Raw genomic sequence first — 16,227 nt, 5'->3', positions numbered from 1 at the left:
GTTTTTTCAAATCATGAAAATTGGGAAAACAGTGGAGATTACATGAATCTGCTACTTATCGGTGTGTTATTAGCCCTTGTGGCAATTGCATATCAAATCGGGCTGAGCAAAAGCCGTAACCTAGCAGGTAAGGGAAATAACTCAGCAGCACTACATTCTCGTCCAGGGTATTATGGGGCATTGGTTGCGCTGTGGTGTGGTGTTCCTGCTTTTTTAATTTTGATTATTTGGAACTTGGTTGAGCCAAGTGTTTTACAACATATTATTTTTAATAATATCCCTGCTTCTGTAAGTTCAACTTTAGATGCGGCGGGACGTGATGTATTAACCAGCCGTGTACAAGCACTGGCTTCTGGTTTTGGGGTAACTGATCAGCCAGCAGCTTATGAGCTAGCAGCAGCACAAGAGCTTTCAAAATTCCAGACCATTGGTTCTTTTGCCAAATTAGCCGTGGTGATTAGTGCTGGATTGGCGGGGCTGGTTTGGGCAAAACGTCATGTTAGTCAACAATTCCGCGCACGTAACCAAGTTGAAAAGGCAGTTAATGTTGGTTTGATTTTATGTTCTGGCGTCGCGATCCTGACCACGATTGGTATCGTGCTGTCCATGCTGAATGAAGCATTACACTTTTTCCGTTTCGTCAGTCCTTTTGATTTCTTCTTTGGTACCGAATGGAGCCCAGGCTTTAGCACATCTGGTAACGCAGAAGGAAGCTACGGCATTTTACCCTTAATCTGGGGTACCTTAATGGTGAGTGGTATTGCACTACTCGTTGCTGTACCAGTCGGGTTGATGATCGCGATCTATTTGGCAGAGTATGCGTCTCCTAGTTTACGCGCTTGGGCAAAACCAGCGATTGAAGTATTAGCGGGTATCCCAACGATTGTTTACGGTGTATTTGCCCTGATGATCATTGGCCCATTCTTCAAAATGTTAGGTGAACAAGTCGGCTTACATATCAATGCAACCAGTGCACTGACCGCAGGCTTTGTAATGGGCATCATGATTATCCCATTCGTTTCTTCACTTTCAGATGACATCATTACACAGGTGCCACGTGCATTACGTGATGGTTCTTTAGGCTTAGGGGCAACCAAGTCTGAAACTATTCGCCAAGTGGTTTTACCTGCGGCTTTACCCGGAATTGTTGGGGCATTCCTGTTAGCCGCTTCTCGTGCGATTGGTGAGACCATGATTGTGGTATTAGCAGCAGGGAATAGTCCATTACTGCATGTGAATCCTTTAGAAGCCGTTTCGACAGTTACCGTAACGATTGTGAACCAATTAACTGGTGATACTGACTTTGCCAGCCCGCAAGCATTGGTGGCATTTGCCCTAGGTTTAACGTTGTTTGTCATTACTTTGGGTCTAAACATTATTGCACTGTATATCGTGCGTAAATATCGTGAGCAATATGAATGAGTTCATCAAATACAACTTCTATGGATGCGTTAGATCCAAAAGTAGCTGCTGAACAACGTGAACAGCGCAAAAGAAAAATCCAGAGCTCTTTGGCTAAGCGTCATCGTCAGGAAAAGGCATTTCGTTTTGCTGGTTTCTCTGCGGTTGTGATTGGTCTTGCTTTTGTCGCTTTACTTTTCGGTAGTATTTTAAGTAAGGGCTTACCAGCATTTTGGCAAAATAGCCTAACTGTACCTGTATATTTTGATCCAGCAATTATCAATGCGGGTGCAAAACCCAAAATAACAGCAGGGGAAACACCTGCACATTTTGAAGAGCGTATGGTGGCTTGGCAAACAGAGATGGGTATGGTGGATTGGGATGCCCTGATCGTGAATGGCATTGTTGCTAAAGATAAGGCTTTAGAATCTCAACGTGATGAGTTAAGTAGTTTGTATACCAGCTCTGAAACCTATCGTCTTCGAGATATGGTGCTTAAAGATCCATCTTTAGTTGGCACTAAAAAAGAAATTAAATTTTTGGCAGATGCGAATGTTGACGTCTGGTTAGCAGGAAATATTGATCGCTCTTTACCTGATGATCAACAACAGTTAAGCCCAGAGGTTCGTCAGCTTGCAGATAAGTTAAAAGCACAAGGCGTTATAACAAATACCTTTAATACCAATTTATTCTTTAGCCCAGACTCTCGTAGTTCTCCTGCAACCAGTGGTTTAGCGGGTGCATTTATGGGCTCACTGTTCATGATGCTGATCGTGATTGTGATCTCTATTCCGATTGGTGTTGCAAGTGCAATCTACCTTGAAGAGTTTGCGCCAAAGAACATGATGACCGATATTATTGAAGTTAACATCAACAACTTGGCTGCTGTTCCTTCAATTGTGTTTGGTTTGTTGGGTGCAGCGATCTTTATTAGCTGGATGCATTTACCCTTATCTGCACCGCTAGTGGGTGGTCTGGTACTGAGCTTAATGACTCTGCCAACTGTGATCATTACCACACGTGCATCGTTAAAAGCAGTACCTCCTTCGATTCGTCAGGCTGCTTTGGGTCTTGGGGCTTCAAAGGTTCAAACTATTTTCCATCATGTTCTGCCTTTAGCATTACCAGGGATTCTGACTGGTGCAATTATTGGGGTGGCGCAAGCATTAGGTGAAACGGCTCCATTATTATTAATTGGTATGAGTGCCTTTGTTGCAAGTGTTCCGACAACGCCATTAGATCAGGCGACTGCATTACCTGTACAAATTTATTTATGGCAAGGTAATGAATTACGTAACTTCTTTGAAGGGCGTACAGCAGCAGCGATTATTGTGTTACTTGCCTTAATGATCAGTTTAAATGGCCTTGCTATCTGGCTCCGTAAGAAATTTGAAGTGCGTTGGTAATTGAGGAGAGTACAATGAATACGATTGATATTATGAACGCCGTAGAAAAGGATAAATCAGTGAATCCACAGCAAACAGAATTTACGTCATCTGAAGCGCAAGTTAAGCAATCAAATACTGCATTTGTCTCTCAGTTCGAAACGGCGGCTTCAATTAAGAAACCTCAGACAAGTGAAGTGAAAATCAGTACCAAAGATGTTCATGTGTACTATGGTGAAACTGAAGCAATCAAGGGGATTGATCTGGATGTTTACCAAAATGAAGTGATTGCATTTATTGGTCCCTCAGGGTGTGGTAAATCGACTTTCCTGCGTACCCTAAACCGTATGAATGACACCATTGATAGCTGTCGGGTAACCGGTAAGGTGACACTTGATAATCAGGATATCTATGATCCAAATCTTGATGTCGTTTTACTTCGTGCACAAGTGGGGATGGTGTTCCAGAAGCCGAACCCATTTCCAAAATCAATTTTTGACAATGTAGCGTATGGCCCGAAATTGCATGGCTTGGCACGTGACAAATATGATCTGGAAGAAATCGTAGAAAACAGCTTGCGTAAAGCAGGTCTATGGGATGAAGTCAAAGATCGTTTAAGTCAGCCGGGTACTGGTTTATCGGGTGGTCAGCAGCAACGTTTATGTATTGCCCGTACCATTGCGGTGAGTCCGGAAGTGATTTTGATGGATGAACCCTGTTCAGCACTTGATCCAATTGCAACGGCAAAGATTGAAGAGCTGATTTCGGAATTGTCAGAACAATATACCATTGCAATCGTCACCCACTCGATGCAACAGGCGGCGCGCGTATCGGATCGTACGGCATACTTCCATTTGGGTGACCTGATTGAAGTCAACTCAACCGAGAAAGTATTTACTCAACCTGACCATCAGTTGACTGAAGCCTATATTACTGGTCGTTTTGGTTAAGCAAAGCCAGATCAATCAAAGAGCCTATGGGCTCTTTTTTTTATTATATAAATGAAAATGAATCTATTTTGCAAATTCACTATTGAATTTTTATTCAGCAGGCCACATCTTAGATGGATAAAGCCGAACTTATAGAGCACTTACTGTATGTTATTCCATTTACCCAAATTTCCCGCTGAAATTCGTATTAGTCATCTCAATGCGCGTGTGAATGAACAAAGAAAAAAAATTGCACAAACAACAGCGTCTCGTCTGGAATTACTCCAACTGGTTCAGCAACTTGCCAAAGAAGCAAAAGTGCGCCGCAAGAATGATCAAAAGATTTACGTGCTCGATTTTAAAGGCGATGTACAGGCTTCTGCTGTGGATACCATCCGCGAAGAAATCACTTTAATCTTGGCAACAGCAAAAGCTGGACATGATCGTGTGGTGGTGCGTCTGGAAAGCCCAGGTGGCATGGTGCATGGTTATGGGCTGGCAGCAGCGCAACTGGTGCGTTTACGCGATGCTGGCTTTCATGTCACGATCTGTGTAGATAAAGTGGCGGCAAGTGGTGGTTATATGATGGCGTGTATTGCCAATGAAATCATCTCGGCACCATTCGCGGTGGTAGGTTCAATTGGTGTTGTTGCCCAGGTTCCTAACTTTAACCGCCTGTTAAAACAACATAATGTCGATTTTGAATTGTATACCGCAGGTGAATACAAACGTACCGTGACCATGTTTGGGGAAAACACCCCGGAAGGCAAGGCGAAATTCGAAGAAGAACTTCAGCAAACCCATGCCTTATTTAAGCACTTTGTTGAGAAATATCGTCCTCAACTGGATGTTGCCAAAGTTGCAACGGGTGAGCACTGGTATGGTGAAGATGCCCGCGAACTCAATTTGGTTGATACCTTGCAGACCTCAGATGAATATTTACTGAGCCTGTTGCCAAAACATGATATTTATGTGATTAACACGCGTAAACGCCCAACATTTGGTGAAAAGCTGGGCCTACAAGCGGCACAAATGGCTGAGAGTCTTATACCGGCGGTAATGGGTAAAATTACAGATAGCCTTGCGAAGGCCAATAGTACGCTTGTACAAATGCGCGATCCAAAATTCTAATCCGAGTCTACTTCAAGAAACCAGCCAGATCAGGCTGGTTTTTTTATATGGCATCAAAATATGAATCATTTTTTATAGTCTGGTTTTTGAATGCATGGTCAATTTAAATTAAACCGCATAAATGCTGCTGTAGAGATTGTTGTTGTAGGAATGTTTTGATATTTTAAATGCGGATGAATTACTTAATTATTCATTAACCGACAAATAGATAAAAATATAATTGATAAGTGAGCATAAAAATGACAAGAGTTGTCGTTTCTTCGAAGAAAAATTCGAATATTTTACAAGATGGACAAATAAAAGCGGTCATGCTCGATCAGCCTTCGATTGTCCAGATTGGTGTAAATCAGGACGATATCAAATCTATTATGAAACAAGGTAATGATCTTGTCATTACACTTAAAAACGGTGAAAAAATCATTATTAGTGATTTTTATACTGATGCAAATGTCATGGAACACACTTTGGCTTTCCCTGAACAAGATGGTAGCTATAGCATCGCCCAGTTTGATGATTCAGGCCAGTTCGTGCGTTATGTACCGACCACGCAACTGACTCAGTTTGCTTATACGCAACCACCTTCACAGAGCATGATGATGTCAGATGCTACAGAAGACTTGGGGATTACCAAATCACAGTTGCTCAAAGCGGGATTGGTGGCCTTGGCGGCAGAAGGCGTTTATTTGCTAGCTGTTAAAGATGATGACGATAAAAAGGACAGTAACAATAACAAACCGATTGATCTGACTCCACCTGAGACGCCGACTGCAACTTTAGGCACCGATACCCAAACGATTACTGGTAAAGCTGAAGCAAACGCCAGAATTGAAGTCAAGGATGCCAGCGGGAAAGTGCTTGCCACGGGACAAGCCGATGCACAAGGTAATTATACGGTCAAACTGGAGCAGCCTTTGGTGAATGGCGGCAGGGTTGGAGTCACTGCGATTGATAGCGCGGGAAATGCTTCAAAGATGGCTGTTGTAATGGGAAATAAAGATACTATTGCACCTGATCAACCGACTGCCCAGCTGAATGCCGATGGCACCATTGTCACCGGTAAGACCGAGGCTAATGCCAAAGTCTCGATTTATGATGCCAATAATAACCTGCTCGGGACCGTAATCGCCAATAAACAGGGACTGTATTCGATCAAGGTTTCACCTCCTTTAACCAGCGAGAAGGGGGGAACTGTTGTGGCGGAAGATAAGGAAGGCAACAAGTCAGAACCTTCAAAGGTATTTGCCGGCAAGGATACGGTTGCACCCGATCAACCGACCGTAGAAGTGAATAAAGAAGGGACTTCAATCGTAGGGCGGGCAGAAGCCAATAGCAAAGTTGTGGTCAAAGATGCCGAAGGTAATGTGATTGGAAGTGGCACCACTGATGCGCAAGGTAAGTTTGAAATTGGCTTGTCACCAGCTTTAGGTGCGGATAAAAAGGCCTCTATCGTGCTGGAAGATGCGGCAGGTAATGTCTCAAAACCACTGGAAATCACTGCAGGTAAAGATACCATCGCACCAGACAAAGCTGCTGCCCAGATCAATGCTGCAGGTGATACGGTTACGGGCACTGCCGAAGCGAATAGTAAAATTGAAATTAAAGGCCCGGATGGCAAAACGATCGGGACAGGCACGGTTGGAGCCGATGGGAAATTTAGCATCACTGTCTCTCCTGCGTTAACCGATAAAAATATGGGTAAAGTATATGTGATTGATGCGGCTGGTAATCGTTCGGATGCCACTGACGTACTGGGCGCAAAAGATACCATTGCACCGAATAAACCGATCTTGCAAACGGTGACTGATGATGTGGGACCAGTCAAAGGGGCCATTGCTGCGGGTGCAAATACCGATGATAGCAAGCCGACTTTAGCGGGGATTGGAGAGGCCAAAGCAGTACTGACGATTTATGATAATGGACAGCCGGTGGGTACGGTAACCGTAGGGGATAATGGCAAATGGAGTTTTAACTTTAGCCAAGAATTAGGACTCGGCGCGCATAAGATCACCCTGACCCAGACCGATGCTGCGGGTAATATCAGTGAAATGAGTGATGGATTTAGTTTCAATGTGGTTGCGCCGACCACGACAGCATCACTACAAAGTGAAGCTTCGGACTCTGCCGTAACGCAAGCCTCTCTGGTTGATGCCATCAATCTGGAGGCTTTTCAAAGCAAACAGGCAGCGGTCTCGCCCTCATCTGCAGCAGAGAAGTTAAATCTTAGTGAATTGTTGTCTACTACTGAGACGTCAAACCATCAGGTCGATGAGGTGTTGAATCAAATTATTGCTACTCAAGCCCCATCAACGGCGACTGCAAGCCCAGACCATCAGCATTTAGAAAATTTTGATTTTGCCCAAACCATCAAGGCCGGGCCTTTTGACCAGTTGGATGTATTACAGCATTCAATTATCTAATCCATCTACTGATGTAATAAGACGCTTATTTTTCAATAAGCGTCTTTTGTTTTACCAGTTGAATAATACCGGTCAGGATCGCTCCAATTGTTGCCAGGAACATATCTTTATGCGCATCCCACATATCACCTTGCTGACCATTATAGTTTTCTGCATCTTCCGGCGATAACCTGATAGAAAGTCCCCATTCCAGCAGTTCATAAAATACACTGGAGGCCATGACAAACTGGATCACAAGCAGAAATAACGAAAATGGCTTTGCAGTGGGTAGCCAGACCTGAAAGCAGCGATAGACAAAAGGATAGAGCAACAGTCCATAAGAAAAATGAACCAGCCGATCATACATATTGCGTGACCAGCCCATGCTTTGATCTAAATCAAAATTGAAAAAATACAGGATCCATTGGTTATAAGGGACATAGGAGTAGAGGTAGTGCGCACCAATAATATGAATCAGAAGAAAGACAAGATAGAAGCAGAAACTTGCATAATCAAGGCCCACTTTTTTGAACGTCAGCAGCAGCACAATCAACATAAAGACAGTGCCGGCCTGATGTAACAGATATGCCTCAAACTCCAGTGGATCAATACTTGCAATGGCAACGGCGACTACAATCAGCGCCAGTGCCAGATAATGTTTTAAAGTAAATTGTTTTTCGATCATGTCACGTCCTAAACGCGATCAGGAAAAGCGTATTATCCTTACTCTGTAGAAGTTACAGCAATCGGTTCTTTTGTTGTAGATATACCGCCAAGTGCCTGACACGCTTGTATATATAATTGATATTTTTGTTGTACAACTTCATCTAGGGGAATGTCAAAGAGATCTTCACCATTTTTATATTGTTCAATATAAGAAGCGGCCTTTTCCTTATTGGCAGCCAAGGATTGCTGATAAAAGGTTGAAATAGAAGAGGTCGCCAGCTCACTGGATTCAATATTATGACATTGAAAATTTTGTAAGACTTTCTCTGCACGTTTGACCTCGCTTGATTTTCCAAAGATACAACCGGTTAAGCTAAGCGTGGCAAGGAGTAAGCACAAAAGTTTCATGATAGATCGAGATACAGTGAAATTTTAAAGACGCTATTATTGTATAGAAGTTTAGTTTTATAAATTAAATATTTATGTCTGACAGAATAAAAATTAAAAAAACTTATACATCTTTTGCATGATTTCATCCTAGCAAAAACTGCAGGATTGAAATAGCCCATCGGACCATGCATAAAGATCAGTCGAATAAATTTTAATTGATTGATAAGAAATAACTTTTAGCGTTATCCTAGTTTGGGGGATAAGTAATATAGATGATGATGCGTATTAAGCATATTTTTTTACTGTTTCTGCTGCTTTGTTGCACTGCTGGGGCGCAGGCAGAAGACTATGATTTCTTTGAGCCGTTCCATGATGATCGCGAAGAAATGTTCGACGCCGCTTATCCGCAAATGAAAACAGATTATTCAGTTTTGCATAACCTGTTTTTTCAGAATGAACGGTGGCGTATCTATAACCATACCGCTTATCAGACCAATCAGTTTAACCATAAAATGCTAACTGGCGATACCAGCAGTTTGTCTTTAGACGACTTCTCGATTTCAGTGGGGTATGGTGTCGCTTATCAGCTGAATTTCCGTCATCGCATTGGTTATGAATATCTGTCCAGTTTCCCTTTTGATCGTGGCCAAATGATCCGGTTTTTCTGGCTGAGTATTTTCTAAACCACTTTTTGATAGAGGCCTGCGCGAACCATACCCGCTTTGGTTTCTTTGATTTTTTGCCAACTCACCGGAAGCTTCAGTTGGGACAGGTCACGGTCGGCTTCTACATAGATATAAGCATTTGGATTGATCATTGGATCGGCCAGTTTAGCCAGCTCTTGCCACAGATCAAGGCTATAAGGCGGATCAAGAAAGACCACATCAAAGCTGTTTTTTAATTTGCTTAAAGCCTGTTGGGCCGTTGTGACCAGTAATTGACAATTTTCAGCTTTTAACAGCTGAATATTGTTTTTTAAAAAGCGTGCCTGGGCCGGATTCGGTTCAATCATGGTGACTTGAGCTGCACCACGTGAAAGGGCTTCAAAGCCCAACGCACCAGAACCGCTGCACAAGTCGAGCACTTGCGCATTTTGAATATCCCACATTAACCAGTTAAATAAGGTTTCCCGGACACGATCCGGGGTTGGGCGTAAACCTTCAATACTTGCAAAGGGCAAAGTACGGCGTTTCCATTCACCACCGATAATTCGTAATTGATTCTTCATTATTCAGTGACTCCATCATCTGCGGGTTGAGCGGCTGGCGGTGTGGTCGCAGGTGGCGTTGCGACCGGGCTCGAAGCTGGCGCTGCATTTTGTGCTGCTGCCGCATTTGCCATCGATAACTCACCTGGCTTGATGCCAGCCGTCATTAAACCGCCACTGACCTGATGATTGGCTGGACGCAGTGGATTCTTCTTACGCGTCACCAGCCAGTAATCAAAGATTGGGCGGGCAATCTGTGCAGCTGAACCACCATGTCGACCATTTTCCCAAACCACGGCAATGGCAATTTCTGGATGATCAGCGGGTGCAAAGCCAACAAACAGACCATGGTCCCATTGGCGCGAGGACAGAGCCGCTTCGTTATAGCGTTTGCCTTGTGCAATACTCTTCACCTGTGCCGTACCGGTTTTACCTGCAATTGAATATTGCAAACCACCTTTGATGCCGCGACCTGTACCGGATTGAATCACGTCAACCATTGCATCATGCATATTGGTCCAGTCTTGTTCTGTGCCGTTAAACTGGATTTTGCCATCAGGCGCATTGTGTACCGCAAACTTTTTGGCACCTTTGGTTTCTCTGAGGACATGCGGCGTAACATGCGAGCCTTTATTGGCGGTAATCGCAGTGGCCATGGCCAGTTGTAATGGTGTTGCGGTAAATGCACCTTGCCCGATACTGACCGAAATGGTTTCACCTTTGAGCCATTTGGATTTGCGGGTACGCATTTTCCATTCCGGGCTTGGGTAGAGGCCTGAGCTCTCGCTTGGTAAATCTACACCAGTTTTTTCACCAAAGCCAAACTGACGCATCCAGTCATTCATTTTTTCAATGCCCATGCGATAGGACAGGACATAGAAATAGGTATCGCAGGAAACGATTTGAGCCTTGTGCATGTTGACTGAACCATGTCCACTTTTCTTGTGGTCACGGAAGCGGTGGCTATCGCCAGGCAGGGAGAAATAACCCGGATCTGAAATGGCTGTGCCCCAATCCACCAGACCATAGTGAATGCCACCTAAACCGAACATCGGTTTAATGGTTGAGCCGGGTGGGTAAGCGCCTTGAACTGCACGGTTATACAGGGGCTGGTCGAGATTATCACGCAGTCCGCTATAGTCTTTTGAACTAATCCCCGTAACAAACAGGTTTGGATTAAAGCTTGGGCTAGAGACCAGTGCCAGAATTTCACCTGTACGTGGAACCATGGCCACAATGGCACCACGACGGTCTGCTAATTGCTGTGCAGCAACGGTTTGTAAACCATAGTCAATTGATAAGTACAGATCATTACCGCGTGCAGGGTTTTGGCGTCCTAGATTACGCAGTACATTACCGTGGGCATCCGCTTCAACAGATTCATAACCCGGTGTACCGTGTAATAAGTCTTCATAGCTTTTTTCCACCCCGATTTTACCAATCAGGTTGGTGCCAGCGTATAAGTCCTTATCAATCGATTTGAGTTCTTTATCGTTAATACGTCCAACATATCCAATCACATGGGCAAAAAGTTCGCCATGCGGATAATAGCGGGTCATCTGCGTTTCAATTTTTACCCCGGGAAAAGCATATTTCACTTCACTGAATTTTGCGATATCGGCTTCAGTCAGGTTTAATTTGATTGCCAGACGTTCGGTTTTACGTGCAGTTTTGACCCGGCTTTTAAAACGGTCTACATCTTCCTGACTGAGATTTAAAATTGGGATCAGACGGGTAATGGTATCGTCAATATCGCTGACATCGGCCCGGCTTAAGGTTGCAGTGAAGACCGGATAGTTATCTGCGAGCAACACCCCGTTGCGATCATAGATATAACCACGGGCAGGTGCCAGGGGTTGTAAGCGAATTCGGTTCTTATCTGAGGCGGTTGTAAAATCATCGTAATGAACAATCTGTAAATATGCATAACGACAGATCAGTAAAAGTAGGAAAAAACCGACCAGAAAAATGGCAAAGAAGATTCGACCCTTATAAATGCGCTTTTCTTGTTGCATGTTTTTTAAAGGAAAGTGCTGTTTCATAGGGTGTCGACTTAATTACAGAGGTGAGAGATACAAAGACGCAATATTTTAACGTAAGTTGCATGATCATACTGTAGAATTTTCAACAATTCATGCAAATGTTGACGCGACAGTTTTTGACTTTGCAGACATTAAAATTATAGGGTCTTGTATATTAGAAGCAAAATAATTCTGTTAAAGTCACAAACTATTCGAAATAGGATTTTCCAATACAGACATAGGGAAAATGGAGAAAATAATGAGAAAAATTTGCCTTTTATTATCGGTTTTAACACTTACGGGCTTAAGTCATGCGGATGATAATCCATTTATGCCTGAGCCTAAATTGAAAGATGCAAACGTTTCAACATGGAATGTCGGGGCAGGTTTTACTAAAAAATTATTACATGGCAATTTGGAATGGGTCAATCCTTACGGGATCGTCTATGCAAAAGCGGGCGCTTTCTTAAATGATGACAACGAAATTGGTGGGCAAGTCGGTTTTCGCTATCCGTACTATCTAACTGGTACTGATAAAAATGGTTATTACGTTGGGGTCTATGCAGGCCATTTAGACAGTAAAAATTATGGCGGTAAGCAAAAAGCCAACCTGGGTGTTGGGGCTGATCTTGCATATGTCTGGCTGAACAGTGAACGGATTAGTACCTTCAGCGTCGGCGCAGGAGTACGTGAAAAATTAGAAGATGGGGATGGCAACACGGTGAAAAAAGCACAACCCGTGCTGCAGTTTTCTTACACCTTAAGTTTTGGTTTATAAGAGGAGAATGCAGATTTATTCTTTTATAAGCCATCATGTATCAATAATTCTGAGAGTCATGCATGTTTGATTACGTCAATGAATTGTGGCAGATTTTCTTAAATCGACCAGACCATCTGGCAGTGTTAAGTATCATTCCCGTGACCGCCTTTGTAACTTGGGCGCACGTGTGGATGGCACTGAAAATGGTATTTTACCCAATTAATTTCTGGGGATTCCATTTAGGCCCGTTACCTGTCGGTTGGCAAGGGATCGTGCCGCGTAAAGCTGGACGTATTTCAGGCATCATTACCGATAATACTTTATCTAAATTGGGATCACTGCGCGAGTTTCTGGAAGCCATGGACCCTGAAGATATGGCCATGATTATTGGTGAACAGGTTGGTTTTGAGCTTGAACACCTGATTGATGAGGTGATGATCGATCGTAATGCGGTGCTCTGGGAAAATCTGCCTTATTCGATTAAGCGTCGTATCTATGCACAAGCCCATAAACAATTACCCAATACGCTTAGAGAACTTGTGACTGAGCTGACCATGAACGTGGAGTCACTGGTGGATATGCGTGAAATGGTGGTGAGCCAGATGGAAGGTGACCGCCGTTTAATGGTGCGCATGTTCCTGAAAGTGGGGCAGAAAGAGATCAACTTTATTTGGCATATCAGTGCCTTGATCGGGATGTTCTTTGGTATTTTCCAGATGATCGTCTGGTTTGTGGTACCGTGGCACTGGACGGTCCCGTTCTGGGCTGCCATCTGGGGCTTTTTAACCAACTGGATCGCCATCTGGATGGTCTTCAATCCGATTGAACCGCACTATATCCGCTATCCACAGATCTTCCGTTTGACCAAAGACCGTAAATTCCCGTGGATTGTACCTGTCTTGAAGATTGGAACCTATAATGTCCAGGGCGCATTTATGAAGCGTCAGGAAGAGGTTTCGGATGTATTTGCCAGTGTAGTGACTGAAGATTTAATTACCTTAAAATCGATCATGACAGAGATGATGTATGGCAGCAAGAAAGACAAAACCCGTCGTATTGTCAAGCGCCATATCAATGAAATCATGGAAACCCCATTAGTCAGAACCTCATTGCAGCTTTCATTAGGGCCAAGAGAGTATGCTAGACTCAAGACTGACTTGATTGATCGCTCAATTGAAATTACCATGGGACCAGTATGTGACCCAGCTCTGAATGCAAGTCGTGCGCAGAAGATCTTTCAAATGTTTAGAGACCGCATCCGTGAACTAACACCGAAAGAGTTCCAGAATTTATTGCGTCCTGCTTTCCAGGAAGATGAGTGGATTTTGATTGTACTAGGTGGAGTGACTGGTTTCTTTGCTGGTTTAATTCACTTATTTGTTGCTTTCTTATAATTAATTTGATGTTGGTTGAGCGATAACTCTGTATGATATTGCTCAATTTAAGATTTATTGTTTTTAAATGAGGATGTTCTTTTATGCGCATTATTTTACTCGGACCACCTGGGGCAGGCAAAGGTACTCAAGCTCAGTTGATCTGTAAGCGCTACAATATCCCACAAATTTCAACCGGTGATATGCTCCGTGCTGCAATTCGTGAAGGTACTGAACTTGGCTTAAAAGCAAAAAGTGTCATGGAGTCAGGCGGTTTAGTTTCTGATGAATTGATCATTGGTTTGGTGAAAGAGCGTATTGCTCAGCCTGATTGTGAAAATGGTTGTATCTTTGACGGTTTCCCACGCACAATTCCACAAGCTGAAGCATTAGAATCAGCGGGCATCAGCATTGATCATGTGATTGAAATTGATGTACCGGATGAAGAGATCGTGCAACGTCTTTCTGGCCGTCGTCAGCATCCAGCTTCTGGCCGTGTTTATCACACGGTTTACAATCCACCAAAAGTGGAAGGTAAAGATGACGAAACCGGCGAAGACCTGGTACAACGTCCAGATGACCAGGAAGAAACCATTCGTAAGCGCCTTGGTTCTTACCACAGCGAAACTGAGCAATTGGTTGGCTTCTATCAAGGTCGTGCTGCGTCTGGTGAAAATGCACCGACTTACGATAAGCTAGATGGTTTACGTGCAATTGAAGACGTTCAAAAAGAATTATTTGCGATTTTAGATAAATAATCTGAATTGCAGACGATAAAAGAGCTCTGGTATAGGGCTCTTTTTATTTTGGAGAAAGTCCATGCTACTAAAAGTTGTTCTGATTTTAGTTGTAATTTTTAGCTTGGTTTTGCTGTTATTTTTATTATATCAAAGCCAAAAAATGTTGCGCCATGTGCAAAAACAGCAGGCTTTGGAAAATAAACTGAACGGTAAAGCACGTCAGCTACATCCAAAATTACAACAGCATAAAAAACCTCAGGATTAACTGAGGTTTTTGACGACAATGGCTTTGTTTGCGCCAAATTCAAAGCGATCCGGCCAGTTACAGACATCGGCAACCACACATTCGTCACACTTTGGTTTACGTGCAATACAACAATAACGACCGTGCAAAATCAGCCAGTGATGCGCATCGATGATAAACTCTTTGGGAATCACTTTAATCAAGCGCTCTTCAACCTCGAGCACATTTTTACCCACCGCCAGACCTGTACGATTTCCCACACGGAAAATATGGGTGTCGACTGCCATGGTCGGCTGACCAAATGCAGTATTCAGTACCACATTCGCTGTTTTACGGCCGACACCTGGTAAAGCCTCCAGTTCTTTACGTGTTTCTGGAATTTTACCCTGATATTGCTCTACCAGAATGCGGCAGGTTTTAATTACATTCTCAGCTTTGGAATTATATAGACCGATGGTCTTGATATATTCTTTTAAGCCATCTACCCCAAGATTTAAAATCGCTTGAGCGGTATTGGCAACCGGATAGAGTTTATCGGTGGCCTTATTTACGCTGACATCGGTTGCCTGAGCAGACAGCAGAACCGCAATCAGCAATTCAAACGGTGAAGAATAGTTCAGCTCGGTTTGTGGATGCGGTCTTTGTTCACGTAAACGTTCGAAAAAAGTCTGAATCTGCTTTTTGGTCATATTTTTAACGGGCATTTAGATGTCCTGCAATTCATTTAAACGTTGTTGTAAAGTCAGTAACTGGGCTTGTTTTTGCTCATCTGCACGGACACTCAGCTGTTTTTCCAGTTTCTTGATCTGCGTGCGTACTTTGGCAAGTTCAATGGTGGTTTTAGCATCCAGTGCTGGCGTTTCTTTGGGTTTATCCACGAGGGTAATCACAGGCACATTGTTGAGTGCCTGAGAAAACTGGGCAAAGAATTCCACATCAATTTCTGCACGGACAATCGGGCCTTTACGGCTTAAACGACGTTTCTCTTCACGTTGAATATGTGCGTAGTAACGATGTCTTAAATCGTCCTGTTCAACGCTGCGTTGTTCTGCGCTTGGCAAGGGTTGGCTGTCTGCCACCAGATCAATGCAATCCACTGGACAAGGTGGAATACATAACTCACAGCCTGTACACAGATCGGTCAAAATGCTATGCATCAGCTTACCACTGCCGATAATTGCATCCACTGGGCAGGCACTAATACACTTGGTACAGCCAATACATTCATCTTCCCGAATTATCGCTTTCATACGCTGTGGACGACCATCCGCTCGAATTTCCCAGACACTGGATTCAGCCGGAAGAGAAGGACGTTGCAATAGCGCCGCCAATGCATCAGCAACAGGTTGGCCACCCGGTACACACTTATTTGCCTCTTCGCCTTCTGCAATCGATTTTGCATAAGGTAAACATCCATCACGATGACCACATAAACCACATTGTGTCTGTGGTAAGAGCTGATCTATTTGGACGATAAGAGAATGTTGTACGGTTGATGACATGGACATGGATGAAGCAAAAAACAGGGAGCCTAGTATAGCAAATAATGACTTTAGGCGGGGTCGACAAGCTGGAAAATCATCC

Annotated in this window: 16 protein-coding genes; 10 read left to right on the top strand and 6 right to left on the bottom strand. The window is 43.6% G+C overall.

What is annotated here, in order from left to right; all coding sequences use genetic code 11:
* Positions 1-42 precede the first annotated feature (42 nt).
* From pstC to blp2, 5 genes are all read left to right on the top strand, one after another.
* Positions 43-1,422 carry a phosphate ABC transporter permease subunit PstC gene (pstC, locus tag MSG93_RS14335; RefSeq protein ID WP_004770234.1) on the top strand — a complete coding sequence of 460 codons (1,380 nt, stop codon included), beginning with the start codon at positions 43-45 and terminating at the stop codon, positions 1,420-1,422.
* Complete coding sequence (gene pstA, locus MSG93_RS14330) at positions 1,419-2,807, top strand: phosphate ABC transporter permease PstA (protein WP_324622304.1); 1,389 nt, start codon at positions 1,419-1,421, stop codon at positions 2,805-2,807. The genes pstC and pstA overlap by 4 nt, the downstream gene beginning before the upstream one ends.
* Before the next feature lie 14 nt (positions 2,808-2,821).
* Positions 2,822-3,736, top strand: a complete 915-nt coding sequence (pstB, locus tag MSG93_RS14325; RefSeq protein ID WP_324622303.1) for a phosphate ABC transporter ATP-binding protein PstB — start codon at positions 2,822-2,824, stop codon at positions 3,734-3,736.
* A gap of 147 nt (positions 3,737-3,883) precedes the next feature.
* Positions 3,884-4,846, top strand: a complete 963-nt coding sequence (gene sohB, locus MSG93_RS14320; protein ID WP_005231730.1) for a protease SohB — start codon at positions 3,884-3,886, stop codon at positions 4,844-4,846.
* A 239-nt stretch (positions 4,847-5,085) separates the two neighbouring features.
* Entirely contained in the window at positions 5,086-7,263 is a 2,178-nt protein-coding gene (gene blp2, locus MSG93_RS14315) for an Ig-like repeat protein Blp2 (RefSeq protein ID WP_324622302.1), read from the top strand.
* A gap of 25 nt (positions 7,264-7,288) precedes the next feature.
* Here the strand turns inward: blp2 and MSG93_RS14310 are convergent, their stop codons facing one another.
* Together MSG93_RS14310 and MSG93_RS14305 are read right to left on the bottom strand one after the other, a co-directional pair.
* Positions 7,289-7,927 (bottom strand): DUF2238 domain-containing protein, encoded by a 639-nt coding sequence (locus tag MSG93_RS14310; RefSeq protein ID WP_324622301.1) that lies wholly within the window; start codon positions 7,925-7,927, stop codon positions 7,289-7,291.
* Between the two features lie 38 nt (positions 7,928-7,965).
* The gene (locus MSG93_RS14305; protein ID WP_005231727.1) at positions 7,966-8,316 is read right to left on the bottom strand and encodes a hypothetical protein; all 351 of its coding nucleotides are present in this window, start codon (positions 8,314-8,316) and stop codon (positions 7,966-7,968) included.
* A gap of 260 nt (positions 8,317-8,576) precedes the next feature.
* Between MSG93_RS14305 and MSG93_RS14300 the strand changes: the two genes are divergently transcribed.
* Complete coding sequence (locus tag MSG93_RS14300; protein WP_032870496.1) at positions 8,577-8,981, top strand: hypothetical protein; 405 nt, start codon at positions 8,577-8,579, stop codon at positions 8,979-8,981.
* On the opposite strand, the gene rsmD is transcribed toward MSG93_RS14300, so the two are convergent.
* A complete protein-coding gene (gene rsmD / locus MSG93_RS14295) occupies positions 8,978-9,526 on the bottom strand; it encodes a 16S rRNA (guanine(966)-N(2))-methyltransferase RsmD (RefSeq protein WP_324622300.1) in 549 nt (182 codons plus the stop codon). The two genes, MSG93_RS14300 and rsmD, sit on opposite strands and share 4 nt — an antisense overlap.
* Complete coding sequence (gene mrdA / locus MSG93_RS14290; protein WP_324622299.1) at positions 9,526-11,547, bottom strand: penicillin-binding protein 2; 2,022 nt, start codon at positions 11,545-11,547, stop codon at positions 9,526-9,528. Before mrdA ends, rsmD begins: the two co-directional genes overlap by 1 nt.
* Before the next feature lie 238 nt (positions 11,548-11,785).
* Here mrdA and MSG93_RS14285 point away from each other — a divergent pair, with 238 nt between their 5' ends.
* The 4 genes from MSG93_RS14285 to MSG93_RS14270 all read left to right on the top strand — a co-directional run bounded on the left by MSG93_RS14285 (position 11,786) and on the right by MSG93_RS14270 (position 14,664).
* Positions 11,786-12,304, top strand: coding sequence for a hypothetical protein (locus MSG93_RS14285; protein WP_324622298.1), 519 nt, complete (start codon positions 11,786-11,788; stop codon positions 12,302-12,304).
* Between the two features lie 62 nt (positions 12,305-12,366).
* On the top strand, positions 12,367-13,680 hold the full coding sequence (locus tag MSG93_RS14280) for a membrane protein (RefSeq protein WP_004652140.1): 1,314 nt from the start codon (positions 12,367-12,369) through the stop codon (positions 13,678-13,680).
* An 83-nt stretch (positions 13,681-13,763) separates the two neighbouring features.
* Entirely contained in the window at positions 13,764-14,417 is a 654-nt protein-coding gene (gene adk / locus MSG93_RS14275; RefSeq protein WP_005231721.1) for an adenylate kinase, read from the top strand.
* A 61-nt stretch (positions 14,418-14,478) separates the two neighbouring features.
* Positions 14,479-14,664, top strand: a complete 186-nt coding sequence (locus MSG93_RS14270; RefSeq protein ID WP_005231720.1) for a hypothetical protein — start codon at positions 14,479-14,481, stop codon at positions 14,662-14,664.
* Here MSG93_RS14270 and nth read toward each other — a convergent pair.
* On the bottom strand, positions 14,661-15,347 hold the full coding sequence (gene nth, locus MSG93_RS14265; protein WP_324622297.1) for an endonuclease III: 687 nt from the start codon (positions 15,345-15,347) through the stop codon (positions 14,661-14,663). The two genes, MSG93_RS14270 and nth, sit on opposite strands and share 4 nt — an antisense overlap.
* The gene (locus tag MSG93_RS14260; RefSeq protein WP_324622400.1) at positions 15,348-16,145 is read right to left on the bottom strand and encodes an RnfABCDGE type electron transport complex subunit B; all 798 of its coding nucleotides are present in this window, start codon (positions 16,143-16,145) and stop codon (positions 15,348-15,350) included.
* Positions 16,146-16,227: the final 82 nt, after the last annotated feature.

Origin of the sequence: Acinetobacter sp. IK40 (assembly GCF_035615075.1) — a bacterium.
In the GTDB taxonomy this organism is placed as follows: domain Bacteria; phylum Pseudomonadota; class Gammaproteobacteria; order Pseudomonadales; family Moraxellaceae; genus Acinetobacter; species Acinetobacter courvalinii.
This window is presented reverse-complemented; position numbering and strand designations above follow the sequence as displayed.